Here is a 23,782-nt window from a genome sequence, read left to right as displayed (position 1 = left end):
TTACAACTATTATAAAATCCACATTGCTGTTTCGCACATAATACTGTATGATACATAGTATAAATAGTGTACGACATACAGTATGAAGGTTGGTGAAGTTGTGACGCTGTTAAATTCATTGGTAACTGAGCTTAGAAGAGGGACGTTAACACTTGCGGTTCTCAGTCAGCTAAGGTCGCCTCAATATGGTTATTCTCTTGTTCAATCACTAGAGAAGTCAGGAATTTCCATTGAACAGAGCACGCTGTATCCCCTTCTACGTAGGCTAGAAAAGCAAGAGCTTGTTACGAGCAGTTGGGATACAACAGAAAACAGACCGCGAAAGTATTACGTTTTAAGCGAGTATGGCCGTGAGATCTTTGAACAGCTGAAAGCGGAGTGGGAGAAAACGACAAGCGAATTAGGTTCATTATTGAAAGGGGAGGAAGAGCGTGAATCTGATTGAGACATATATTGGGGAGGTAACAAGACGGCTTCCTGAATCCAATCGAGAGGATATCGCCCTCGAGTTAAGATCAACGATTGGGGATATGCTGCCAGAGAATCCATCCGAAGAGGACGTGAAAAGCGTACTTAATGAGCTAGGGAGTCCAGTACAGATGGCGAATGGCTTCCGAGATTGGCCGATGCACTTAATTGGGCCACAGTATTTTGAGCACTACGTGAAGTTATTGAAAATTGTCATGCCGATTGCCTTGACCGTCACCTTTATCCTGTTTATGACGGCTAACGTCATTGATTACACTGGCACAGAAACGATTGGAGCTGTCTTCTTTCATTTACTAGGGGATGCGATTAGCGGTTTGTGGAACACCTTCATCCAAACGCTATTCTGGATTACGCTTGTGTTTGCTGTCTTAGAGCGAACCAATTTGAAGGTAACGGAAAGTTGTTCTACGTGGTCAGCAGATGAATTATTGAAAATGACACCCCCGCCGAAGAAAAAGAAAATTTCCAAGTTTGAGCTGTTCAGCGATCTTCTCTTTGCGGCGGTATGGGCAACGCTTTATTATAATGCTGAGCATTTGCTTGGCATCATAAGAAATGGAACACTCGATGTGCCGTTTTTTAACAATGATGTGCTTCTTTCTTATTGGCCCCTTGTAAGTTTAGCTCTTCTAACTGCTGTATTGCTTGCACTGTATAAGATACTTGTCGGTTACTGGACGCAGCGGTTAGCTATCGCGAACGCAGTTCATCATGTATTCGCAACCGCTGTGGTTGTCATGATGCTTTTGAATGAACGCCTCATCCATGACGATTTCACGAAGTTCTTATCCCTCTCAGAAACGCTTCAAAATGCTCTATTAGCAGCGGTTGGACTCTTTTTTGTCATCAGTGCGGCGATCGATATTGGCAAAGGGTTTTGGAAAGCGAAATTGTAATAGAAGTGAAGGCTGCCCTAGTGGTAGTCTTTTTCTTTTGTTTAAAAATAGTTGAAAAACGACAATAGTGTCGTTATAATGAAGGTGACAAAACGACAGTGATGTCGATAAAGGAGTGAGCACTATGAACGCATTAGTGAAAAACAAAGGATACGTAACACTAATGATTGCTCAGACGATTTCAAGTATTGGGGATTGGTTAAGTATTGTGGCAGTGATTACGCTCGTCGGATTAAAATGGGACGCTTCCCCAATGGAAGTGTCATTGATCATCTTGTGCTTAGCCCTTCCGATGGCGTTATTTGGGCCAGTTGCTGGAACAGTAGCCGATCGCATGAGTCGAAAAGCACTCATGATTACCTCTGATCTTGTCCGGGCAGGGCTGATTCTCTTCCTAACGGTAGCCGATTCGCTTTTAATCGTATATGTGTGTTTATTTACTGTTGGTGCTTTTTCGGCTATCTTCATTCCAGCAAAGAACGGAAAGCTAAAAGAGCTTGTGACTGATTCGAATATGAAAAGTGCAATGGCTATCACATCGATGATCGATTCTAGTACGAAGGTAATTGGACCCTTACTTAGTGGTATCCTGGTTTCAATATTAGGATCACAATTAGTATTTATGATTGACTCTGGAACGTTTCTTCTGTCTGCCTTACTCATCGTTTTCCTGCCAAGTGCCCTTTCAACTACTAATCCAATGACTGGAGAAAATGATAAACCATCGTTTGTAAAAGAATTTTCGCAAGGTGTGACTTATGTTAAATCAAATGCCCAACTGCTCGTAGGGCTGTTTTTTCTAGGGATAAGTTTACTGATTGTCCAGCTCTCAGATTCGCAGCTCATTGTGCTGTTAAGGCAATTAACCGATGTTTCTCCAGATTTATTTGGTTATTTAGTAGCTTCATCCGGGATCGGGATGTTCTTATCGGGGATGATTTTAGCGAAAAAGACGAACTACCAGGCATTCTCATATATGATGTTAGGCGTTTGTGGAATTGGATTGAGCTTTGGTATGATGGCAGTACTTACGTATTATGATATTGGTTTTTCTATTGTTTGGGGTCCACTGTTCGGGGTTTTAGCTGGGTTTGCAGTAAGCTTTGTTTTTGTACCTTTTCAAGCTACTGTTCAGGTAGACACTCCTGTTCAAATGACGGGAAGAGTCTTCGGGGTGATCAATAGTGTGACAACTACGGCAACGATCATTGGCCCATTATTAGGAGGCTGGCTATCGACGATCATTGGAGTTATTCCAACGTTTATGATGACGGCATCACTGCTTGTTCTTTTATCAGTTGCCGGATTTTTGAAAAAAAGCAAAAGGAAGTGGAGGAAGAGAGATGTCTCCAAAAGTCAGCAAGGAACACATGGAGAAACGACGAGCGAACATACTTGAAGCAGCGAAACAGGTTTTTATCGAGATGGGTTATGAACGAACAACGATGAAACATGTGATGGAGGCAGCAGGGGTTAGTCGTGGTGGTTTGTATCAATACTTTTTAAACAAGGAAGATTTGTATGAAGCGATCCTTGAAGAAGGTTTGGAAAAAGCGGTGGATGATAATGGCCTGTTGCTTGAGAAAGAAGTTGATTCCTACTGGCCACTCTTGATGAAGCGAATGTTTGGGGAAAGCATGGAGCCTGATGATCGATTGGATCCGTTAGCACCTAGTAACCTGGAGTTTTTTATTACTGGTCGTCATGATGAACGCAGACGTCAGTATGGATTGAACCGATACCAACTTGGGTTGCAAGTGTATGAGGAATTAATCAAAGCAGGACAGGAATGCGGAGAATTTAGTAAGACGTATGACAGTAAGACGATGGCTAGGTCGATTGTCTCTTTTATAGATGGACTCGCTCTTGATCATGCTATTTTGCCTGAAGAGGAAATTCAAGTGAAAAAACAGTCGTTGTTATTTGTCGAATATTTGAAAATGGCCCTTGAAGTGGAAAGGGGAAATAGACTGAAAAAATAAATTTTAAAATAATATCAGATTTTGTGATTATTTTTTTCAATAGATAATTCCTTTCACATCAAGGGTTCTGGCATTTTCATGTTTGCTAGTTTACTAAGTTGACAATTATTCAGAAAATTTTTTTAAACGTTTTCATTGATTTATGAAATAATAATTCCTATAATAAAGGAAGTTGGAAGGGTTTTCAGTGATTCATTGAAAATCTCCTTTATTTTAGAAGAGGTGGGAGTTCACATGGAAATATATCTTTTAGCAATCACAGTCATTTCGATTGCCATTGTCATTGTCGGCGTTTCCGTATTTCAATGGCATGCGTTTATCGGTTTAACGGTAGCGGCTTTATTCCTCGCCGTCATGTCTGGCATGGAATGGGTCGATATTATAGGATCATATGAAACCGGTGTTGGTGGCGTACTCGGTCACTTAGTCGGGATTTTAGCACTTGGAACCATTCTTGGTAAACTATTGTCTGAATCCGGGGCAGGATTACAGATTGCCAATTTCTTTATTCGGGTCTTTGGCGAGAAGAAGTTGCCATGGGCGATGTTCTTCTCAGGATTCATTATCGGTATTCCGGTATTCTTTGAAGTTGGTATTTTAATCTTATTACCACTTGTTATTTCGATTCAAAAAGCAACGAAGAAAAACATCTTATTAATTGCGCTACCGGCAGTCGCTGGTTTGTCGATTGTGCACGGCTTGATTCCGCCACATCCAGGTGCGGTTGCAGCAATTGGGATTTATGAAGCAGATCTTGGTAAAGTTCTTTTATACTCCCTCATAATAGCGCTTCCAGCCGGTATTCTCGGTGGTCCGGTATTTGCAAAGTGGATTAACAAACGCGTTGTACCTGTAGGCGAGCCGGATTTGATTAAAGTCGAAGATCAGCAGGATCCATCGACGTTACCAGGAACAGGCATTTCGTTTACAACAATCATTATGCCGGTTTTCCTTCTTGTATTAGGAACGTTTGCACCGTTTCTACCTTTACCAGGTGGGGCTGAAGGTGTTCTAGAATTTATCGGTAGTCCACTTGTGGCATTGTTACTTTCTTGTTTCTTTGCTTTCTATTTCCTTGGTTTCCGTCAGGGCCTCGATAAAAAGCAAATTAAGAAGTACGTTGAAGAATGTATTCTACCTGTAGGATCAATCATCTTGATCATCGGTGCAGGTGGTGGGTTTAAACAAATCCTGATTGATAGCGGAATTGGTACAATCATTGGTAACCTTTCACAGGATCTTTCTTTATCCCCGCTCGTGCTAGCCTTTATGATCGCAGGTTTGATCCGAATCGCGACAGGTTCTGCAACGGTTGCCTTAACAACTGCGGCAGGAATTGTGTCACCGATTATCGCAACGATGTCAGGAGTTAACCTAGAATTGCTTGTTATTGTAACAGGTGCAGGTTCACTGATGTTCTCACATGTTAACGATGCTGGGTTCTGGATGGTGAAAGAATATCTAGGTTTAACGGTGAAGGAAACGTTCAAAACGTGGACTGTGCTTGAAACGGTACTTTCCTTTACAGCGTTTGCCGGAGCTTTAATTTTGAATATGTTTGTATAGAAAAAAAGAAAGGGGGTCAGGCACGTGCCTGACCCCCTTTCTTTTTTTAATTGCAGTTCTTTTCTTGATGCTTGATTTCGGATGTGTCACATTCCATTTGGACGGTGGTGTGACTTAGATCGAACTGGTCATGTAGTTTTTGATTTAAGAGTTGAAGGAGTTCATCACGGTCACAACCTTGTTTGACAACAAGATGACACGTGAATGCAGGGAAGTCAGAAGTGATGTTCCAAATATGAACGTCATGGATTGACTTTACACCATCTAAACCGGTTACCATTTCCTTCACTTCTTCTAGATCAATATTTGAAGGTGTTCCTTCCATTAAGACATGAAAGGAATCTTTTGTAACTCGAATCCCACTGAGTAAAACAAGAACAGCTACGATTGAGCTTGCGATCGGATCTGCATAATTCCAGCCGACGAACATGATGAGCAGGGCGGCGATAATAGCACCAATTGAACCTAATAAATCGCCAAGAACATGTAAAAAAGCGCTTCGTAAGTTTAAGTTCTCTGAAGTATCACCTTTCATTAAGATCCAAGCCACTAGAACGTTTACGATAAAACCAATCGTCGCAATAATCAACATGCCTGTACTAGCTACATCAGGAGGATCGATAAAGCGATTAACAGATTCCCATAGGATATAGAAAGAAATAGCAATAAGAGCAATACCGTTTAAGAAAGCAGCTAGAATTTCAAACCGTTTGTACCCATAGGTCTTGTCCTTATCGGATGCTTTCTCGCCAAGCTTAAATGCAAGCAAACTCATGCCTAGGGCTACCGTGTCGCTCAGCATATGTCCCGCATCGGATAAAAGCGCAAGACTATTTGTAACAAATCCCCCTATTACCTCAAGGATCATAAAAGAAGCGATAAGTAGAAAGCTAATGAAGAGCGCTTTTTTATTAGCTGAATGGTGATGATCATGATCGTGAGAATGATTGTGTGCCATGGTAATACCTCCAGTTAGTGTTCCTTGTGTGTATAATATGATTATGTGTTCATATATTGATTGTACCACATATTTGTGTGGTTTAAACAGGGTGGGGTCAAGTGGGGTCAGGCTCGAGCCTGACCCCTAATAAAGACAATTATCCATCTCCTGCGGACCCATCACATAAAAGGAATTGAATGATGTTACAAACGAATGTATTACAGTGCTATTTTCGGAAACAGTAATAGAATAGAGGAGGTGTGAGAATTGTCGAAGGATCGAGGTATCCTGTATGGTATCTGGCTAATCACTGCTGTATTGCTCGTTCGTTTTGTTCCGAAAAACAAAATAAGACATGTTATTGTCGTAATGTTTTTCAAACAATTTCTCACCTGGTTTTTAGGTTTGTGGGTGGTAGAGAAAGGATTAATCAAATATCCTGTAAGGTTTATGAGAAAATCGAATAAAAGTAGTTTTACATTTGAATATTTCATATATCCGTCTTTTTGTGCCATTTTCAATTTAAATTATCCAGAGAAACGAAATAAGGTCATTCAGTTCCTTTACTATCTTTTTCACGTCGGGTTAATCACGGGTGGAGAAGTATTAGCGGAACGTTATACGAACCTGATTAAGTATGTGAAATGGAAGTGGTATTATAGTTTCCTTTCATTAGGAATCACCAATTTTATTTCAAGACTTTTTTACAAATGGTTTTATAAAAATGAATTTGAGAACAGTGAAACAGAAGGGAACTAGCTTCCCTTCTCGGATTGTACACACTTATCTTCTAAATAACAGTCTACAATTCCCTTTCAGTGTTATGGTATTGTTCTACTGATGAGAGAACAAAGCGAAGGGTGTTTGGATGAGTCAAAAAGTGAAGGTCGATCGACCTAAAATTCCAAGAGTATTAGAAGAAGGAAGCTTTCGAGCGATTTTTAATGATGAAGATTACACCTTAATGAATTGTGAGATTACGGGAGAAACAGTCGAGGATGTGGAACTTGAAAGAGCCATTCTTTCAAATGTTGTTTTTCGAAATGTGACGTTTACGAATACGACGTTACCTCGAATTGATCTCACAGATGTGATTTTTGAGAATTGTAACCTTTCAAATGTGAATTTCAGTGAAGGGATTATCCACCGTGTAAAATTCCAGGACTGCAAACTAATGGGGACAGACTTTACTGAAGTGAATCTTGGTCATGTGACATTTGAAAATGGGATGGCCCATTTCAGTAGTTTTGTGGATGCGCGTTTGAAGCAAGTTCGGTTTCATGGCACTTCGTTACAAAATGCCAACTATCACGGGAGTCAGTTTATCAAAACAGTTTACGCTTTTTGTGATTTAAATGAAGCGAACTTTGTGCAAACCCGCTTAAAGGGAGTGGACATTAGCACGTGTACCTTTGAACGTCTTCATGTAGATTTTGAAACGTTAGAAGGATGTGAAGTTTCACCTAATCAGGCGATTGGGTTTGCCAAACTGCTAGGATTAACGGTAGTGGAATAAAAAAGGGAGGGGCCGGTATGTACCGGAACCCTCCTTTTTTTAGGCCTTATCATTAAGAAAATCACTTTTGCGAATGAGCAGTAAACTTAAAATCGCTCCAATCGCTAAAATAATTCCTGCAGCAATAAAGACTTGATCAAGACTGTTCACAAATGCAGTCTTTGCGATGTTCTGAATTTCAGAAAATCCAGGCATATTTTGATATTGCTCAGACCCGGGGCCTTGTAAACCTTGACTCCCTGCAATTGGACCGGCTGCTGAGACGCCGTCAATGATCTCTTGCCTGGCGTTCTCTGGAATCGCCTTGAGACCACTAATTTTATTTTGGATCGCATCAACGTATTGATTAGAAAGGATTGCTCCAAGAAAAGCCGTCCCAAAGGCAATGCCAATTTGTCGTGATACGTTGTTCACACCTGATGCCATCCCGACAATACGGTTTGGTACGGTGTCGACAGCTGTCGTGGAAATGGGTGGATTAACAAGGCCATTCCCGATTCCTGCTAGTAAGAACGCAGCAATTAATGCTGTCCAGGTGCTTTGCTCACTCGATACGACAGTCATCATGAATACCGCGACAGAAAGGATCGCGAGCGCTCCGCTAATGAGTGGCTTCGTGCCAATTTTATTGGAAAGGATGCCGGAGACGGGTCCGAGTATTAAAGCAAAGCCACTAATCGTTATAAATCGGATCCCGGTTTCGAGAGCCGTGTAGCCAAAATAGTTTTGAAGCAACAATGTTAAATAGAAAAATAAAGCATACACGCCTGCACTAAGACAGAATGCCGCAATACACGCACCTGAATAGCTTAGATTCTTAAAGATCCTTGGATTAACCATTGGAGATTTTAATCTTAGTTCAACTAGGATGAAAACAATAAAGCTCACAAGTGATCCACCGAGTAATGCTAGAATACGTGGTGATGTCCAATCAAGCTGTGGCTGGTTGACCTCGATGAGTCCAAACACTAAACAAAAAACGGCGGTGGTAATGAGAAGCACGCCCCACAAGTCGATGGATTTAGAAGCCTGGTTATCTTTCGATTCTTTGATAAAAAAGTAGGCCATTCCGAGAGCGATTAATCCGATGGGAAGGTTAATATAGAAGATGGATTCCCAATTGATTTTTTCGACTAGAATCCCGCCAACGAGCGGGCCAATCGCTGTTGCGAGTCCACTGACACTCCCCCAAACACCAAAAGCGATTCCGCGTTCTTTTCCTGTAAACGTTGTAGAAATGATCGCCATGGAAAGGGACATCATGGCGGATGCACCTAGGCCTTGAATGCCGCGAAAAATGTTCAGTGACATAATGTCTGGTGCAAGAGCACAAAGAAGCGAGCCAATGCTAAATACGATCAGTCCCAGCATAAAGAACAATTTTCTTCCGTAAATATCCCCTAGTCTGGCGACGGTAATAAGTGCCACAGCGAAAACAAGAGTGTATGCGTTTAGTACCCATTCTAGTTCACTGAAGTCTGACTGAAACTCTTCCTGGATTGTGGGTAAAGCGACGTTCACGATGGTGACGTCCAGTAATGCCATGAATAATCCGAAACAAACAGCTGCTAAAGCAAACCATCTTTTCGGATCTGGATGTTGGTTATGTAATGTCTGATTCATGATTGAGATCCTCCTTGATATGTTGTAATTCATCGTGAACCCAGTTCAATTCAGCATCCAGTTTCTTTCTTCGACGCTGAAGCACGCGTTGAATGCTTTGCTTTTCTTGCTTAGAAATGGAGGCATTATCCGTAATAATCGTATCGTTATCATCAATGTGCTTAAGAAGAAAATAAAGATAACCTTCAAACTGGTCGAGGATAACGAGCTGAACTTCCTTTCTGACATGGTGAAAATTACTTACCTTAATATCAAAGGTATCCTCTGCCGTTTGATCGTAGGGAATCGATTCTTCCATAAGCTGGTGAAAACGAAATCGACCTTTATCGGTGAGGCTAATCATTTTTTTAGGACGCCCGCGGCCGCCTTCTTCATCAATGGTTTGTTTGACATACCCTTCATCCGTCAATCGTTGGATCAGTGGATAAAGCACGCCCCAGCTTAATTTTCGATTAGGGCCAATCACTTTATCTAATACATACTGAAGGAGGTAGCCGTGCGTTGGTTTGTCCATTAGCTCACCAAGTATAAACAATTCGTACATTTCTTGACCGCTCTCCTTTAGTTTGGATTTTTATATCTTTAAGATATAAAACCTGACTGTCTTATCATATAGTTGGTAACTGGAATAGTCAATTGATGTGGAGTGGGGGTCAGGTACGTACCTGACCCCCTGTTGAAAGAAGTGATTGAGGAATAAGGAATAATTTGAAATAATTGTGAGTAAGACGAAAGTGGATACATACAGTACGAGTTACAATTTCAAACTTACACAAGGTCCGATTGGAGGGTTTTATGAACATACGTTACGTGAAGCAGTCAGACTACTATTCGATCTCTCCTCTTATTAATGAGTGGTGGGATGGGAGGCAGATGAGAGATATGCTCCCGAAGTTATTTTTTGATCATTTTTCGAATACAAGCTTTGTGGCAGAGGAGAATGGGCAGATTATCGGCTTTTTAATTGGGTTTCTTTCACAATCCCATCTTCACGAAGGGTATATCCATTTTGTTGGGGTTCATCCCTTACATAGAGGCAATCATATTGGTCGTCAACTCTATGAATCTTTCTTTCATACGATGAAGCTATACGGCAGAAGCCTGGTGCGCTGCGTGACCTCCCCAGTTAATAAAAATTCCATTGCCTACCACATTCGGATGGGATTTGAAATAGAAGGCGGTAATCGCGTTGTGAATGGCATTGCGGTTCACTCAAATTATGACGGTCCGGGGAAAGAGCGAGTCGTGTTCGTGAAGCGAATATAAATGTCCACTTTATGACAGACGAAGTAATCCAGCTGACAGATATTCTTAATCGCTACGCCTAATTCGTACTACGCTAATCGCACTGACCAAGTGCGATTTCTTTATTTTGAAACGTTTTCTCCTTTGGTTCGTAAGTTCTATTATAACCCCGGTTCATTTAGGGTACCTAGCGGAGGTGAGGGAGTTGGAGGAAGGATTTTTTTTACTCTTGATCGTCATCACTACCATTATCATCATTCGTAGAAAGAAAAGGTAATTCTTCGTCGTAAAAGGGAAACGACGCTGAAGGAATTTATTCCCTTTTATTGAAATGTATAGTGATACGTCACTATTTGAAATGGGGAATATGGATGCTTGAAAAAAATTGTTTTTTCTGTAAGAAGAAGTTCCAGGTGAAGCCGTCTGATCCACAGTTTCGAAAACTAAAGCAAAATCCAGAATCAAGCTACGTTTGTCAGGCATGCAATCAGTCCATGCAGCGTGAAGCCCAGCAAAGCACTGGCATTCATCCTGACCAAATCGACCAGTATGATAAATTTTTACGTTAAAAGGACTGGAGGAGATGAAACGGCTTGAGAAACTGGTTGAAAATCGTGCCATTGCTCTTCATTCTTTTAACTGGCTGCAGTGACGAGGAAAATGCGGGAGCTAAGCAGGTTGTTCAGAAGGAATCTGAATTAGCGGTTAGTGACACCTTTACATCAGGATCCTATACGATGATTGGAGAAAAAGGAAAACTTGGCTTTATTTACGATGATGCAACAACGTTTGAAGCAGGAGAGCCAAACAAGTACATGTGGCATTTATGGGGAGAAGAGAGTGAACTGGACGGGCCGTTTAAAGTCATCGGTCACAATCAGGAGACAAATGAAGAAATCGTTGCTTTCGAATCTAGCGAATTAGGTGGGCCGAACAATGGAGCAGATGCTCATACCCCTTCTTCCATGCAACTCCCTTCAAAGGGAAGATGGGAGCTGGATGCTTATGTGGACGGTGAATTATTTGGAACGGTCGTGGTGGAGGTAGAATAAGTGGCACAATCATTGAAAAGCAAAGATATTCACGAACTAATAGAAGCACTCGAGCGCATTCTAGCACTGAATCGTGCGATACCACATGCGCTCGAAGTGTTACAAAAGGAATTTGATCACGCTTATCTTGGAGCAGGATGCATTGTCCAAACGGTCTGGAATAATCAAACGAATCGTCCGATTGAATATGGCATTCATGACTTAGATATTGTGTATTACGATAAGATGAATCTAAGTGAAGAGAAAGAAATCGTCATTGAGAAGCGGATGCAGCGCTTGCTATCTCCCTTTAAAATTGATGCCAAAAATGAAGCGCGTGTTCACCTTTGGTATGAGAAGAAGTTTGGAAAGCGGATTGAACCTTATTCTTCACTTGAAGACGCCATTAACAGTTGGCCAACGACAGCAACGGCCATCGGTGCGAAAATCGACCAAAAAGGTGCCTTTAAGGTCTATGCGCCATATGGTTTGCATGATTTGTTCGGGTTAATCGTGCGTCCAAACAAGCGATTGATTTCACGAGAGGTATATGAAGCGAAAGTAGCAAAATGGTTAGCGCACTGGCCAGAGCTTAAAATTATTCCATGGGAGGAGAGAGAATGAAGCAAAAAAGCAAGCGGTATCCATACGTCGTGTTGTTTGCCGGAGCGCTCATTCTCCTTTGTATGCTCGATTTTTTTCAGAAGGGTGAACTTCAACTTGCTGACAATCTTCTATACGCCGTGATTCTCGTTATTGTACATAAATTCTTTTCTAGGTGCTGGGACTCAAAGGTTTATAAAAGAAAAATCTAAAAGATTAAACGAAAAAGTCGAGGGCATCGTGTTTATAGTTCTCGTTGTCCCAGCCTATTTTGGTGGTGTGACGATGTATGACAAGTTCATTGATAGCAGGCGATAAAATGAAAAGTGTTTGGAAAAAGAGTAGACTCGCGTTTTATTTGCTTAGCACGATTTATGTCCTCTTACGCTTAGTTATGTTATTCAGTAGCATCGATAACCACACGGTGTACTTCTATAAAGAGCCCCTTGCCCCATCCTTTTTCTATTGGGATCTTCTTTTTCTAATCATCTGGTCAGTGAGGATCCTTCGTTTACCAAAGCAACGCCTCTTCAAATTCTTCTTATTCATCGGTATCATGCTCACTCTAGCATTCTATGGAGCGCTTACGATCGTGAATAGTGTTTCGACTGGCGGAGAAGTAAAAGCTATTCAAACTGATCAAATGAGCGACGACTATTTGATTCGCCTTGGGAACTTACCAGGCATTCACCCGGGGAATGACAGCCATCGGGATCTTTTTGTGTACAAAAAGAACTTTCCCATGGTATATACGAAAATCTATGAAACGAATCTTTCATTTACTTGGGATGAGGTTGAAGCCTATCGAAAAGGCGAGGCACGACTAAGAATGCGAGATGGCAATAAAGTTCTTGTGCTAGCAAATAAAGAGATAATGATTTTGAAGGGAGAGTGATGAACATCGAAGCGACCCGATTCAGCTTGTCGGAGTTTGATCTAACTAAGTTATTACCGAAAAGCCCAATTATCCCCCCTTTTGTGTTAGGTGTAGATGGGTTAAGTCGTTCTGGGAAAACGACCTTTGTCTCCAAACTAGAGCATTTTTTTAAGTCATCAGGGTATTGTACGGTTATTTATCATTTGGATGATTACGTTGAACCACGAAATCGAAGGTACAACACGGGGCATCAAGAGTGGATGGAATATTACTTTTTACAGTGGGATCTCGAGAAGGTGAAGAAAGAGCTTTTGGAGCAAAAGAGTGATGCTGACGTGATCGTGATTGAAGGAGTCTTTCTGCAAAGAAGTGAGTGGCGACAGGCGTTTGATCAGGTTGTCTACCTGGATTGTGCACAAGAAGTACGGTTTCAGCGAGAATCAACAGCTACTCAGCAAAACGTAAAGAAATTTGAGGAACGGTATTGGAAGGCTGAGAGGTTTTATTTGGAGCAGGTTCGGCCAGTAGAGAAGGCGGATTATGTGATTGAGACATGACTACAAACAAAGGTGCTAGCAACATTCTTCCATTCATAGGCTTATCGTTGCAAGTTATCCTCCTCCTATTCGTTACTGTTCTAAACGGTATTCGAACTTCATGGATGATACATGGTTCGCTACTTCCGGTCGCAATAGGAGAATTCGCTATTGGAGTTTGTAGCTTCGTATTTGGAATTCTCGGTTACTATCAAACGAAGCATACTACTCTATCCATACTCGTTGTGTTGATAGGGCTATTCATAAGTTTATTATTTGTGTTTGTTTATTTGCTTCCAGAGGCAGGTGATCCTCCGATTATTCAATGACTTGCTTAATAATGCCCTAACGAAAGGAGTGATGGATAGGATGACAATCGTTCATTGGGGTCAAGATAAAGTAAAACTGCATTGGAATAGTAAAGCACTATTGCCTTCTGACGGGGTGGTTACGAGCGTTCATGGGTTTTGCTTTTATCAAAATCAGCTTCTTTTAGTTGATTTAAAGAAGAGAGGATGGGACTTTCCAGGCGGACACGTGGAAAAAGGAGAGTTACCAAAAGATTGTTTCGCACGTGAAGTAATGGAAGAAGGGTATGTAAAAGGTGCTAGTCAATTCATTGGTTCGTTAACAGTTGATCATCGAGATAATCCGAATTGGAGTCAACATCGTTCCTATCCGGAAGTAGGTTATCAACTTTTTTATCATATGAAAATTACTGAGGTGCTCCCCTTCAAAGCGAGACACGAATCAGGAGATCGTAGGTTTGTTAATCCTGCCCATGTAAAGCTCTATTACAAAGAGTGGAATGAGGTCTATCAGGCGATTCTTGATGCAGCGCTTAAATTGGAGGAGAAGAAGTGAGGAAAAGATGGACCCTTTTCGTTGTCATGGCGACCCTTTTGCTAGCAGGCTGTGCGAATCAAAATCCAGCGGCTGAAATTGAACCTGTACCAGAATCCGATTATGTGAAAACATTTGAGGATCTCTCTTTGGGAAGGTTGTTTGATTTTCAATTCGAACTGAAACAAGCAGATAAGAGAAGGGTAAAGCTTTGGGTGGAGCATTATCAAAATGGAAAGAAAGAAGGCGAACCAGTCGATTTAATTTATGGTGAAGATCCAAACAATGGAACAGTGGAAGGCCATTTAGGATTTGGGATGATGACACCAACGAATCAAGAACCTTTGTATTTCCTTTATGCTCCAGGTGTGAGTCTAGAGCCGCAAAACCAGAGTGGGGTCCCAATGCTCGAAAGTTCGATGGCAACCTGGGACTACGCCTTCAAAGATAAAAAAGTCGACATCTCTTTAGATGAAGAAAAAGTACTGGCAGTCTATCGGAGTACAACATCGAACGAGATGGGGCAGTTTGATTTGAATCATCCGGATGATGTAGAGAAAATGATTCAAGAGGACAGCGATGTTTTACTATTAAAGATCCTTATCACTGAAAAGAAAAAAGAGATGCAGTAAATGCTAGCTTAGTAAGGCGTTTATTGGCCAAAATCTCAGGATATTGGCTAAAAATGAAATATATTGTCCAAAATCAACATATATTGGCCAAAACGAAAAGCTGCCGGAAATCCGGTGGCTTTTTCTCCGTGCAGCGCACTTTTTATTTTCCAAATTGTAGTTGCTTTATATATCATTACCTGATATATTACATTTATTGATATATCATTAAACGATATAAAGTAGGAGGAACCAAATGCCAAGAAATGATTCTCTTGATGTAGGGGAGTTAACGGATACGTCTTACTATATTCTCCTCTCCCTTATGGAGCCGAAACACGGCTATTTAATTATGAAAACGATTGAAGAATTAACAAATCAAGCGATAACCATCGGGCCAGCATCTATGTATACGACGATTAAAAAGCTTCTTGGAGCAGATTTAATTGAGCTTCACGATAAGAGCGATAAGAAAAAAGTATACGTAACGACCGAAAAAGGGATACAGCTTGTAAAAAATGAAATTCAACGAAAGCGGATGATGATTCAGCATGGAGAAGAGATCCTGACGAATAAAGGAGAGTGGGAGAATTGAAGCAGAAAAAGTATCTCATGAGTAGTGGGCTCGCATTCTCCGAAAAGAAAGAGATGGAGAAACTCAGTGACCATGCTCAAAAAGGCTGGATGTTAGAAAAGTTTGCCTTCCTCGGTTTTGTTTTACGGAAAAGAGAGCCCGAAAGTGTAATCTACTCACTAGACTATCAAAAGGAAGCAGATGAAGAGTATTTTAGCTATTTTCAAGAAGCGGGATGGACTCACGTTTGTTCCGCAGGAGAAATGCATATCTTTAAAGCTGCCCCGGGCACAAATCCGATCTATTCTGACAAGCAATCTGAGATGGAGAAATATGAGCGAGAAAGTAAATCGATGAAAAAAGTTGCCGTCTCCGCCCTTCTTGTTGCCCTATTTTTAATAGTAGTCTCGGTCAGTAGTAAAAATGGACTTCTTCCTAATGGAATAGGCGTCATTAGTGAAGCGATTAGTTATCCTACTATTATTGTGTTGATTTTTACTGGAATGCCTTATCTCGCTTATCGTTATAAATTAAAAAAGTTAGAGAAACACAATTTTTAATAGTGGAAGGTGAAAAGAGATGGCAGTCGTGTTAGAGGTTAAAGGACTTGGCAAGCGCTTTAAACAAGAGACGATCGTTGATAATCTTTCCTTTCAAGTGAAAAAGGGAGAGATTATGGCCATTCTCGGACCGAATGGGGCTGGGAAGTCAACGACGATTCGATCGATTCTAGGAATTTTTTATCCTGATGAAGGAGAAGTGCTTTATCAGGGTAAGCGTGTACAAAAAGTCCCGCCGGAACGAATTGGTTATTTGCCTGAAGAACGTGGTCTTTATAAAAATATGAAAGTGATGGATGTTCTCTTATACTTTGCCGATTTAAGGAATTATCCCATCCATAACGCAAAAAAGCGGGCGAAGGTACTACTAAAAAGATTTGGTTTAGCAGGCAAAGAAAAAGCAAAAATGGAAGAATTGTCAAAAGGAATGGGGCAGAAAGTTCAATTTATTGCTTCCATCATTCATGAACCAGAAATTCTTATTCTCGACGAACCATTTTCAGGTCTGGATCCGGTTAGTCAGGAACTTTTCCATCGAGAGATTAAAGCTTTGGCAACACAAGGTACTGCGATTTTACTTTCGTCTCACCAGATGAATCTTGTTGAAACGCTAGGAGATCGACTCTTATTAATTCATAAGGGAAAAGAAGTTGTGACGGGAAACATCCATGACGTGAAAGCCCGGTTTTCAAATTATAAATGCACCATCCGAGGGGAAAATAGCTGTGCACAGCTTAAAAAGATTCCAATGGTGGAGCGGGTTGAGCAAGATGACAATACGTCTATTCTATATCTAGCAAAGGATATAAACGTTGCTAGTTGGTTGAAAATACTTCCCAATCAACTCGATATTCAAGCGCTTCGTCTTGACCGAAATTCTCTCCATGACATTTTTGTTAGCATTGCAAGTGACAGAAAGGAACTGTCTTATGAAAAATAGTTTGAAAGTTGCGAAATGGGAATTGAAGCAAAACATGACCAATCAGTCTTTTCTTATTTCTGTTTTCATGACCCCGGCTCTTCTTATTGGATTTAGCTTGTTACCTCCAATCATTTCAGGAGATTGGGACAGTAGTGGAGTACTGTCATTGTTAAATGCCGGTTTGTTGCCGGGTATTGTTTCTGGGAGTATCTTTCTGTCTGTTCTATTAACGGGGATGTTGATTTTTCAGAGTGCTTCTAAGGAGAAGAAAGAAAAAGTTGCCGAAATGATTTTATCTTCCATGGATCCACACGAATTAATGCATGGGAAAATTATCGGCTATTTTGCCCTTGGCGTAACACAGGTCTTCATTTGGCTTTTCTGTGCTCTTCCACTTGTTGTGTGGAAATTTGGGTTGGGGAGCTTAAAGTATTTGTTTGTACCGAAAACATTCGTATTGGTTTTCATCGCTCTTCTCGGTTACTTTTTATTTGCTGCCTTACTAGTTGGTCTTGGGGCAACGGTGGAAGATGTGACCACATCAAGTAACTTTCAAGGAATGATTATGATGCTACCTTTCTCCTTTTCACTCTTTATTCTTCCTGTCTTGGAAAATCCGAATGGAGTTGTCGCAACGATCGGTTCTTATCTACCATTTACCGCATCAGGAACTTTGATTTTCCGTCTCTCTTTACTGGAAGTATGGCCCTGGAGCGAGATCATCGTATCAATCGGTCTGTTGCTACTAACTTCCTGGGTCTGTATGAAGATGGCAGGTAAAATTTTTAAAGTTGGCATATTGATGTATGGAAAAAACGCCAGCCCTCGAGAGATTTGGAAGTGGATGTGGGCTTAATTGGGAAGGGGTCTGAGGTTTATTGGCCAAAATCTCAGGATATTGGCTATAAATGAAAGATATTGTCCAAATTCAACATATATTGGCCAAATCTCAATTTTATTGGCCAAAACGAAAAGCTGCCGGAAATCAGGCAGCTTTTTTACACTACAGTCCACGTGAGAAGGACAGCTGTTTGTAAAGGGGGTCAGGTACGAACCTGACCCCCTCCCTTCTTACTTATCAACCGCGACACCTGCGCCATCGTAAAAGGAAGTGAGGATTTCTTTCGATAGGCGAGGTATTTGCGTTCCCATGTGTGAGCGTATTTTCCTTTGAACTTCCGTAAGCCCTGGAAGTGGTAGAAGATGTGGCCATGTAGAAAGATTTGAGCCGCAATTCGTTCACTAAGGAAAGAGAATTTTGATTGACCCACATTTGCGAGTGGTGCCATGCCAAGGTTAAAAGATTGATAGCCTTCTGCTTTTGCCCATTCAAATAACGAAAGAAACATCACGTCCATAGTGCCTGAGGGGGCTTCGTTTCTAAAGCGCATTAAATCGACAGAAATGGTTTTCTGCCCGTCGTAGACTGGCATAAGACTGGTAAAAGCGATCATCGTATCCTTTTCTCGCAAAATAGCGATCTCTGATTTATTCAAATAATCCACGTCAAAGAATCCTAACGAGAACCCCTTTTCATTCCTCCCATGTAGCCATTCATCTGACACTTCCTTTAACTGATTCAGCAGCGCATCGCTGTGAGGGGGTGATGCAATTTCAAGCAAGTAATTTTCACGTGCAAATTTGTTTTTCACTGCCCGCAGCGCTTTCATCTTTTTACCGGATAAGGTGAATTGATCCAACTCAACAAATGCTTCTTCACCAAGCTTGAAAAAGCCAAACCCTTTTTCGTGTAATAGGGGAAGCATGCCATTGCTTACTTCATAAAAGACCGGTGTAAAGCCTTGAATATCTGCCAGCTGTTGAAATTCATCGATCGTATCTGAAAAATCCTTTTCCTCTCCAACGGGATCCCCGAGAACGACGAGTTTATCAGATGATTTCTGAAAGCAAAGGAAGACCGTGCGTTTGGAATTCCAAAAGAGTGCTTTATCATGAAGAAATACCAAATGTGTTAGCGTGTTCCCATGATACGTGTTCAAATGCTCCAATATGGTTGGATCATCTTTTTGATTTGTATTTTGAATCGGTTCTTTTGGTTTAATGACAGCATTCCCAATCACAAAAACGAGTAGCGCGATGATTAACCCGATCAGTGCACTGTAAAATAAAGTATGGTAATCCGTGATGAGATAAGGCAAGACCTGCGGTGGTATCGTTTTTGTGGAAGTCGGCAAACTGAAGTATCCGATTAACACATACATCGACGTTATCAACACGATGACAAATCCATCAATCAGGGTTTTGCTCCATGTTAGAACATAACTTTCACGATAAAACCGTGTTCTTGACAGGTAAAGAATCAGGGCAACAACGATTAGAAAAATGGCTTCCTCATAATCGATTCCTTTTGAAAAGGTAAAGGCGGCTGCACAGAAGAGAACGACAATCGTCAGGTAGTAGGCGCGTTTTACTTTGTATTCAATTCCTCGAGATAACCCCAGTAAAGCAAAGCCAGCTCCGACGGATAGCTGGTGGGAGAGGTTGACGAAAAATGGGATGGAGTGCATTTCTTCTAAAATTTTTAGTCGATCAATAATTCCTGGTAAAGCAGCAGATAAAAGCAAGATTAAACCTGAGATGAAAACCAGCAACGTGATGATGGCGTGACTGAGTCTCTGCATCAATGCAAGCGGGAGGTTATCCCAGTTGGCATTCCACTTTTCCCAATAGTCTCTTATGAATAGAATCAGAGCTAGTAAAAATGGAAAAAAGAAATAGCCGATTCGAAACAAGATCAGTAGAAAAAGCACTTTTTCACTTTGTAAACCAATGAGCTGGCTGCCCCAAATAAAGGTGAGATCGAATGAACCGATTCCACCAGGTATCATACTTACAACCCCAACGCATGAAGCGATCACAAAAAGGGGGAGAAGCTCATGGAATGAAATATTTATGTTAAGGATGGTTGCGACAAGCCAGATTGCTAAAAACGCAGAAGTCCACTCAAGAAATGATACGGCTATGAGCTGAAGCCTGGTTTTGGAGGCAAAAGATCGCCCTTTGTTGTTCCACATAAAAGAAAAAATGAGGACGGGTAAATAAAGAGCAACCGCGATCACCACGATATAAAGTAAGGGGATTTCCATTAGTAAGAAACGCTCTCTGTAAACGATCAATGTGATCACTGCAAGGAAAGAGAGACCCGTAATATAAAAGTAGGCCATGTTTCCAAGGCGATCCGATAGTTGACGCTGGTCGTCATGCTTTGTTTGGTAAAAATATTTGCGAAGCATGCTGCTAATAATGCCGCCAAATCCCATAGCGTTTGAAAAAGCATTGACGATAAATGACTGCTTTAATCGTTGCTTGATCGGAAACGTTCTTTGTACGGATTTCAAAATGAGTGTGTCATATAAAAACATTGGGCTGACCGCTGCCATTGTGATGAGTAAGACAAGGATTAGTTTACCGATGTTAAATCGTTTTATTTCTATCAGTAGAAGATTTGCATCGATCGTTGATAAAAATAACGGGATTTCCATTACTGAGAGTATGAAGACAACAACTGGTAAAATGATTTTTAAATAGCGAAGTACGTTTTTGTGAATCATTGGTTTCAACCATCACTCCTTTCATATGATTTTACAATAATCTTTGTGTGATCATGAGATAAAATTTAAAAGATAAATGAACGGGTTTATATTAAGAGAGTGTGTGGTGAAACAATTATGAGTCAAATAACATCTTGCCATTAAAAAAGCGTTCAGAGAATTACATCTCTGAACGCTTTTTGATTTACATGTCTTCTTGTGTTTTCTTCTTCCCTCTAAATCGGTAGAAAACAAGGTACAGCATTGGTACCATGATCAGCGTTAAGACAGCTGAGAAGAGGATACCGGAAATGATCGTAACCGCAAGTGGAGTGAAGAGCGCATCGCCACTTACAGCTACTGGAATTAAGGCAACGATTGATGTGATGGCTGTTAAGATGATTGGGCGTAATCGGACACGTCCAGATTCAATCACAGCTTCTTTTACATCCATGCCTTTCTTCAGTGCCTGCTCAATAAATTCAATGAGCACGACCGAGTTCCGTACAACAATACCTGTGAGGGATACCATACCCATTACACCAAGGAAGCTGATTGGTGTTTGTGTGACGAATAGGCCAAGGATCGCACCTGCAATCGCGAGGTATACCGCAACGAGTACAAGGAATGGTAGAGATAGTGAATTAAATTGTAGCGCGATTAATAGATACACTAAGAACAGGACGATAATGAAGAGAACGGTAATTTCTGCAAAGAAATCATTTTGTGCTTCATTTTCACCACCGATTGTAATGCTGTAATCGGGATCGTCTAGCTGGTCACGCTGGTCTTCCACAATCTTTGTTACATCTTCTTTATAATTTTCCTCATCTTTCGGGAATGCTCGTAGTGTGATGGAACGTTCTCCGTCGATATGAGGAATTTTTTGGATTTGCTCGCTTTCTTCTGTCGTGACAAGCTGATCTAATGAGATTAGTTCAGGCGGTCCCGGTTGTCCACCAGTAGATGCTGCTGGAAGCTCAAGGCTTGAAAGATCAACTTCATCTTCGCTTCCTTCGAGAACGATGTTCATGTCACGTTTGACAACACCGTTATCAAATGCTTTTAATGGAATGCCTTCTGTGGCGAGACGAATTTGCTGACTAATTTGGTTGACGGTAATGCCGTTTTCTTCAAGTGCATCGCGATCAGGGACGTATTCAACAGAAGGTTCAAAGTCACCAACATCATCAACAACGAGATCTGTTTTAAGTCCTTCAATGTCACTTTTCAGCGTATCACGAAGATCGATTAATTGATCAATTTCAGGACCTGAGATGGTGACGGTCACAGGTGCTCCTGCTGGCGGTCCCTGTTGGATGGTTTCCATAAAGATTTCTGCATCCGGGTATTCGTTTCTTAATTTATCGGTCCAATCATCAATTAACCCTTGTGTTGTTTGATTTTCTCGATCAACGCGAGCGACAATTTGGCCAGTATTTTCTCCAGTACTTGTTAGAGAGCTATTGAATAGCCCAGGAGTTCCTGTTCCGGTAAAGACGCTCGTTTCATAAACGCCATCATCAGTTTTTAATCGATCTTCAATTTCTTGAAGCGTATCGTGTGTTTCTTCAATCGGCGTTCCAATTGGTAATGTTACATCCACTGTTACTTCTTCCTTATCTGCTGCTGGGAAGAACTCAAATGGTGTTAACACGACTAAGCCAAAAATCGCAGTCGTCAGAACAAGTCCAAGAATGGAAACAAGAATCGGTTTCTTTGAAAAATTCTTTAGGAGCTTATCTGCGTATACATCAGCAAGCTTGTTTAACGGTTTTCCTAATAAACCTGGTGCATCGGACATTGGCTTCTTCGAGCGTTTGCTGAAGAAATAGCGCAAAATAGGTACAAAAATTAAAGCAACGAGCGTGGATGCAATAATGGTTGTAATAAGAACCGTAGGCAATGCGCGAATAAAGGCGCCGTTTCCACCTGATAAGAAAATAAGTGGCAGGAACGTAAACACAATCGCAAGAGAAGAGGTGACGATCGAAACCCAAATCTCTTTAACGCCATTGACTGCTCCCATCATACCTTTGTCACCAAGCTTGTATCTACGCTGAATGTTATCGTTAATGACAATCGAGTCATCGACGATAATACCGAGTGCGATGATTAATCCGATGACGGAAATTTGGTTAAGATCAACATCTGCGAAAGGTAGTGGAATAAAGCCCATTAGGACGGAAATTGGAACCGCTAGTGCAACAACAAGGGCACCAGATCCAGAAAGTCCAAGCGACGTAGCTACAATAACCGCAATCACCGAAATAGCTAGTGATAAGAATAAGCCATCAAAAATATCCGTTACGATGGAAGCTTGGGAATAGTAAGGCTCGAGTTCCACGTTAGAAGGGAGTCCTTCTGAGAGCTCATCTATTTTGTCACTCACACGTTCGTCTACGGTTGGGATATCTTCTCCTGATTTTACATAAGCCGTGAAGGAAACGGAGGGTTTGCCTTCAAATGTAATGATATCTTTCAATTCTTTTGGTTGAACTTCGACTGTAGCGATGTCTTTTAAATAAACGGCATCGCCTTCAGGGTTTTTCCCAACAAATAACTCTTCCATCTCATCTAGAGAATCGTAGTTTTCAACAGAAAGCTGAACGACTTCATCGTCCATTTCCTGTTTACCTAGCGGAGTTGGATAGTATTCATTGTTAATCGCACCTTGTACATCTGTTACATTTAGTCCAGAATCTTTTAATTCATCCTGCTTTAATTCAATTAAAATTTGTTCTTCAGGTAGTCCTTTGATCGTTACGCCTGACACACCTGATAATTCTTCAACTTCATCACTCCAGCGATTTAATTCTTCCTGAAGAGATAAGAGGTCTTCTCGGTTGTCACTCGTAAGATGATAGGAAACAATCGGCATTTTCGCCGTTGATTCGTTTACATCTGGTTCAAAGGCCTCATCTGGGAATGAAGTAGTGGCATCTGATACAGCCTGGCGAACATCGCCAAAGACTTCTTTTTTGCTTTCACCTTCCGCGACTTCCACAACAATATTGGAAAAGCCGGCGGCAGAGGATGAGGTTACTTCAGCAATTCCATCAATCGAACTTAGTGATGACTCGATTGGGTTCGTGATCGATCGTTCAACGGTATCCACCGTGGCGCCAGGGTAAACGGTACTGATTGTTCCGATATTTACCGTTGTTTCTGGAATCTCACGTTGTGGAAGTTGAATAAAAGTAAACACTCCAACAATGACAAATAATAGAATAAAGATCATGAACAGCTTGGAGCGTTGTAGAATCCATTTCAGCATAGAAGAGCCTCCTCGGTTTGTTTTCGACTGGTCGGTCATTCTGATGTCATTTATACCCCAAATCTATTGAAATATAAAGTTTGAATGTGCTTGACTCAATAGTCATTTTTACGGACTTCGGTCAGGATGTCAAGAAATGA

At 41.2% G+C, this 23,782-nt stretch carries 26 protein-coding genes; 21 read left to right on the top strand and 5 right to left on the bottom strand.

Annotation, left to right across the window (positions count from 1 at the left end):
* Nucleotides 1-100 precede the first annotated feature (100 nt).
* The 5 genes from PQ511_RS18700 (at nucleotide 101) to PQ511_RS18680 (ending at nucleotide 4,933) form a co-directional block, all read left to right on the top strand.
* The gene (locus tag PQ511_RS18700; RefSeq protein ID WP_420541737.1) at nucleotides 101-445 is read left to right on the top strand and encodes a PadR family transcriptional regulator; all 345 of its coding nucleotides are present in this window, start codon (nucleotides 101-103) and stop codon (nucleotides 443-445) included.
* Entirely contained in the window at nucleotides 432-1,385 is a 954-nt protein-coding gene (locus PQ511_RS18695; protein WP_273853455.1) for an HAAS signaling domain-containing protein, read from the top strand. The genes PQ511_RS18700 and PQ511_RS18695 overlap by 14 nt, the downstream gene beginning before the upstream one ends.
* 124 nt (nucleotides 1,386-1,509) lie before the next feature.
* Nucleotides 1,510-2,784, top strand: a complete 1,275-nt coding sequence (locus PQ511_RS18690) for an MFS transporter (protein WP_273853454.1) — start codon at nucleotides 1,510-1,512, stop codon at nucleotides 2,782-2,784.
* Nucleotides 2,729-3,367 carry a TetR/AcrR family transcriptional regulator gene (locus PQ511_RS18685; RefSeq protein ID WP_273853453.1) on the top strand — a complete coding sequence of 213 codons (639 nt, stop codon included), beginning with the start codon at nucleotides 2,729-2,731 and terminating at the stop codon, nucleotides 3,365-3,367. The genes PQ511_RS18690 and PQ511_RS18685 overlap by 56 nt, the downstream gene beginning before the upstream one ends.
* Nucleotides 3,368-3,601: 234 nt before the next feature.
* Entirely contained in the window at nucleotides 3,602-4,933 is a 1,332-nt protein-coding gene (locus PQ511_RS18680; RefSeq protein ID WP_273853452.1) for a GntP family permease, read from the top strand.
* 46 nt (nucleotides 4,934-4,979) lie between these two features.
* Here the strand turns inward: PQ511_RS18680 and PQ511_RS18675 are convergent, their stop codons facing one another.
* Nucleotides 4,980-5,891 carry a cation diffusion facilitator family transporter gene (locus tag PQ511_RS18675; RefSeq protein WP_273853451.1) on the bottom strand — a complete coding sequence of 304 codons (912 nt, stop codon included), beginning with the start codon at nucleotides 5,889-5,891 and terminating at the stop codon, nucleotides 4,980-4,982.
* A gap of 249 nt (nucleotides 5,892-6,140) precedes the next feature.
* Here PQ511_RS18675 and PQ511_RS18670 point away from each other — a divergent pair, with 249 nt between their 5' ends.
* Together PQ511_RS18670 and PQ511_RS18665 are read left to right on the top strand one after the other, a co-directional pair.
* A complete protein-coding gene (locus PQ511_RS18670) occupies nucleotides 6,141-6,632 on the top strand; it encodes a CBO0543 family protein (protein ID WP_273853450.1) in 492 nt (163 codons plus the stop codon).
* A gap of 109 nt (nucleotides 6,633-6,741) precedes the next feature.
* Nucleotides 6,742-7,389: a pentapeptide repeat-containing protein gene (locus PQ511_RS18665; RefSeq protein ID WP_273853449.1), complete on the top strand. Its 648-nt coding sequence runs from the start codon at nucleotides 6,742-6,744 to the stop codon at nucleotides 7,387-7,389.
* 39 nt (nucleotides 7,390-7,428) lie between these two features.
* Here the strand turns inward: PQ511_RS18665 and PQ511_RS18660 are convergent, their stop codons facing one another.
* Both PQ511_RS18660 and PQ511_RS18655 read right to left on the bottom strand, forming a co-directional pair.
* Nucleotides 7,429-9,012, bottom strand: a complete 1,584-nt coding sequence (locus PQ511_RS18660) for an MFS transporter (protein WP_273853448.1) — start codon at nucleotides 9,010-9,012, stop codon at nucleotides 7,429-7,431.
* Nucleotides 8,993-9,556, bottom strand: a complete 564-nt coding sequence (locus PQ511_RS18655; protein WP_273853447.1) for a PadR family transcriptional regulator — start codon at nucleotides 9,554-9,556, stop codon at nucleotides 8,993-8,995. The genes PQ511_RS18660 and PQ511_RS18655 overlap by 20 nt, the downstream gene beginning before the upstream one ends.
* 251 nt (nucleotides 9,557-9,807) lie before the next feature.
* Between PQ511_RS18655 and PQ511_RS18650 the strand changes: the two genes are divergently transcribed.
* From PQ511_RS18650 to PQ511_RS18585, 14 genes are all read left to right on the top strand, one after another.
* On the top strand, nucleotides 9,808-10,278 hold the full coding sequence (locus PQ511_RS18650; RefSeq protein WP_273853446.1) for a GNAT family N-acetyltransferase: 471 nt from the start codon (nucleotides 9,808-9,810) through the stop codon (nucleotides 10,276-10,278).
* Nucleotides 10,279-10,628: 350 nt separating this feature from the next.
* Nucleotides 10,629-10,826 carry a DUF2197 domain-containing protein gene (locus PQ511_RS18645; RefSeq protein ID WP_273853445.1) on the top strand — a complete coding sequence of 66 codons (198 nt, stop codon included), beginning with the start codon at nucleotides 10,629-10,631 and terminating at the stop codon, nucleotides 10,824-10,826.
* 24 nt (nucleotides 10,827-10,850) lie between these two features.
* A complete protein-coding gene (locus tag PQ511_RS18640) occupies nucleotides 10,851-11,309 on the top strand; it encodes a DUF4871 domain-containing protein (protein ID WP_273853444.1) in 459 nt (152 codons plus the stop codon).
* A complete protein-coding gene (locus PQ511_RS18635; protein WP_273853443.1) occupies nucleotides 11,310-11,912 on the top strand; it encodes a nucleotidyltransferase family protein in 603 nt (200 codons plus the stop codon).
* A complete protein-coding gene (locus PQ511_RS18630) occupies nucleotides 11,909-12,103 on the top strand; it encodes a hypothetical protein (RefSeq protein WP_273853442.1) in 195 nt (64 codons plus the stop codon). The genes PQ511_RS18635 and PQ511_RS18630 overlap by 4 nt, the downstream gene beginning before the upstream one ends.
* A gap of 77 nt (nucleotides 12,104-12,180) precedes the next feature.
* Entirely contained in the window at nucleotides 12,181-12,786 is a 606-nt protein-coding gene (locus tag PQ511_RS18625) for a hypothetical protein (protein WP_273853441.1), read from the top strand.
* Complete coding sequence (locus PQ511_RS18620; protein WP_273853440.1) at nucleotides 12,786-13,325, top strand: AAA family ATPase; 540 nt, start codon at nucleotides 12,786-12,788, stop codon at nucleotides 13,323-13,325. The genes PQ511_RS18625 and PQ511_RS18620 overlap by 1 nt, the downstream gene beginning before the upstream one ends.
* Complete coding sequence (locus PQ511_RS18615) at nucleotides 13,322-13,633, top strand: hypothetical protein (RefSeq protein WP_273853439.1); 312 nt, start codon at nucleotides 13,322-13,324, stop codon at nucleotides 13,631-13,633. The genes PQ511_RS18620 and PQ511_RS18615 overlap by 4 nt, the downstream gene beginning before the upstream one ends.
* 40 nt (nucleotides 13,634-13,673) lie before the next feature.
* Nucleotides 13,674-14,168 (top strand): NUDIX hydrolase, encoded by a 495-nt coding sequence (locus PQ511_RS18610; protein ID WP_273853438.1) that lies wholly within the window; start codon nucleotides 13,674-13,676, stop codon nucleotides 14,166-14,168.
* Nucleotides 14,165-14,779, top strand: a complete 615-nt coding sequence (locus tag PQ511_RS18605; protein WP_273853437.1) for a hypothetical protein — start codon at nucleotides 14,165-14,167, stop codon at nucleotides 14,777-14,779. The genes PQ511_RS18610 and PQ511_RS18605 overlap by 4 nt, the downstream gene beginning before the upstream one ends.
* Nucleotides 14,780-15,014: 235 nt before the next feature.
* Nucleotides 15,015-15,353: a PadR family transcriptional regulator gene (locus PQ511_RS18600; protein ID WP_273853436.1), complete on the top strand. Its 339-nt coding sequence runs from the start codon at nucleotides 15,015-15,017 to the stop codon at nucleotides 15,351-15,353.
* Nucleotides 15,350-15,892 carry a DUF2812 domain-containing protein gene (locus PQ511_RS18595; protein ID WP_273853435.1) on the top strand — a complete coding sequence of 181 codons (543 nt, stop codon included), beginning with the start codon at nucleotides 15,350-15,352 and terminating at the stop codon, nucleotides 15,890-15,892. Before PQ511_RS18600 ends, PQ511_RS18595 begins: the two co-directional genes overlap by 4 nt.
* Nucleotides 15,893-15,911: 19 nt before the next feature.
* On the top strand, nucleotides 15,912-16,832 hold the full coding sequence (locus PQ511_RS18590) for an ABC transporter ATP-binding protein (protein ID WP_273853434.1): 921 nt from the start codon (nucleotides 15,912-15,914) through the stop codon (nucleotides 16,830-16,832).
* Complete coding sequence (locus PQ511_RS18585; protein ID WP_273853433.1) at nucleotides 16,822-17,670, top strand: ABC transporter permease; 849 nt, start codon at nucleotides 16,822-16,824, stop codon at nucleotides 17,668-17,670. Before PQ511_RS18590 ends, PQ511_RS18585 begins: the two co-directional genes overlap by 11 nt.
* Before the next feature lie 187 nt (nucleotides 17,671-17,857).
* Here the strand turns inward: PQ511_RS18585 and mprF are convergent, their stop codons facing one another.
* Together mprF and PQ511_RS18575 are read right to left on the bottom strand one after the other, a co-directional pair.
* Nucleotides 17,858-20,386 carry a bifunctional lysylphosphatidylglycerol flippase/synthetase MprF gene (mprF, locus tag PQ511_RS18580; RefSeq protein WP_273853549.1) on the bottom strand — a complete coding sequence of 843 codons (2,529 nt, stop codon included), beginning with the start codon at nucleotides 20,384-20,386 and terminating at the stop codon, nucleotides 17,858-17,860.
* A 184-nt stretch (nucleotides 20,387-20,570) separates the two neighbouring features.
* Complete coding sequence (locus PQ511_RS18575) at nucleotides 20,571-23,642, bottom strand: efflux RND transporter permease subunit (RefSeq protein WP_273853432.1); 3,072 nt, start codon at nucleotides 23,640-23,642, stop codon at nucleotides 20,571-20,573.
* Nucleotides 23,643-23,782 lie beyond the last annotated feature (140 nt).

Origin of the sequence: Guptibacillus spartinae (assembly GCF_028610625.1) — a bacterium.
Lineage (GTDB): Bacteria > Bacillota > Bacilli > Bacillales > Guptibacillaceae > Guptibacillus > Guptibacillus spartinae.
Note: the sequence above shows the minus strand (reverse complement) of the source record. Positions and strands in the feature narration are given on the sequence as shown.

What these genes read in the sequence shown, in the direction of transcription:
- PQ511_RS18690 (WP_273853454.1), top strand. Translation starts at nt 1,510, where the DNA reads ATGAACGCATTAGTGAAAAACAAAGGATACGTAACACTAATGATTGCT.
- PQ511_RS18685 (WP_273853453.1), top strand. Translation starts at nt 2,729, where the DNA reads ATGTCTCCAAAAGTCAGCAAGGAACACATGGAGAAACGACGAGCGAAC.
- PQ511_RS18680 (WP_273853452.1), top strand. Translation starts at nt 3,602, where the DNA reads ATGGAAATATATCTTTTAGCAATCACAGTCATTTCGATTGCCATTGTC.
- PQ511_RS18675 (WP_273853451.1), bottom strand. Translation starts at nt 5,891, where the DNA reads ATGGCACACAATCATTCTCACGATCATGATCATCACCATTCAGCTAAT.
- PQ511_RS18665 (WP_273853449.1), top strand. Translation starts at nt 6,742, where the DNA reads ATGAGTCAAAAAGTGAAGGTCGATCGACCTAAAATTCCAAGAGTATTA.
- PQ511_RS18660 (WP_273853448.1), bottom strand. Translation starts at nt 9,012, where the DNA reads ATGAATCAGACATTACATAACCAACATCCAGATCCGAAAAGATGGTTT.
- PQ511_RS18655 (WP_273853447.1), bottom strand. Translation starts at nt 9,556, where the DNA reads ATGTACGAATTGTTTATACTTGGTGAGCTAATGGACAAACCAACGCAC.
- PQ511_RS18650 (WP_273853446.1), top strand. Translation starts at nt 9,808, where the DNA reads ATGAACATACGTTACGTGAAGCAGTCAGACTACTATTCGATCTCTCCT.
- PQ511_RS18645 (WP_273853445.1), top strand. Translation starts at nt 10,629, where the DNA reads ATGCTTGAAAAAAATTGTTTTTTCTGTAAGAAGAAGTTCCAGGTGAAG.
- PQ511_RS18630 (WP_273853442.1), top strand. Translation starts at nt 11,909, where the DNA reads ATGAAGCAAAAAAGCAAGCGGTATCCATACGTCGTGTTGTTTGCCGGA.
- PQ511_RS18625 (WP_273853441.1), top strand. Translation starts at nt 12,181, where the DNA reads ATGACAAGTTCATTGATAGCAGGCGATAAAATGAAAAGTGTTTGGAAA.
- PQ511_RS18620 (WP_273853440.1), top strand. Translation starts at nt 12,786, where the DNA reads ATGAACATCGAAGCGACCCGATTCAGCTTGTCGGAGTTTGATCTAACT.
- PQ511_RS18615 (WP_273853439.1), top strand. Translation starts at nt 13,322, where the DNA reads ATGACTACAAACAAAGGTGCTAGCAACATTCTTCCATTCATAGGCTTA.
- PQ511_RS18610 (WP_273853438.1), top strand. Translation starts at nt 13,674, where the DNA reads ATGACAATCGTTCATTGGGGTCAAGATAAAGTAAAACTGCATTGGAAT.
- PQ511_RS18600 (WP_273853436.1), top strand. Translation starts at nt 15,015, where the DNA reads ATGCCAAGAAATGATTCTCTTGATGTAGGGGAGTTAACGGATACGTCT.
- PQ511_RS18590 (WP_273853434.1), top strand. Translation starts at nt 15,912, where the DNA reads ATGGCAGTCGTGTTAGAGGTTAAAGGACTTGGCAAGCGCTTTAAACAA.
- PQ511_RS18585 (WP_273853433.1), top strand. Translation starts at nt 16,822, where the DNA reads ATGAAAAATAGTTTGAAAGTTGCGAAATGGGAATTGAAGCAAAACATG.
- mprF (WP_273853549.1), bottom strand. Translation starts at nt 20,386, where the DNA reads ATGATTCACAAAAACGTACTTCGCTATTTAAAAATCATTTTACCAGTT.
- PQ511_RS18575 (WP_273853432.1), bottom strand. Translation starts at nt 23,642, where the DNA reads ATGCTGAAATGGATTCTACAACGCTCCAAGCTGTTCATGATCTTTATT.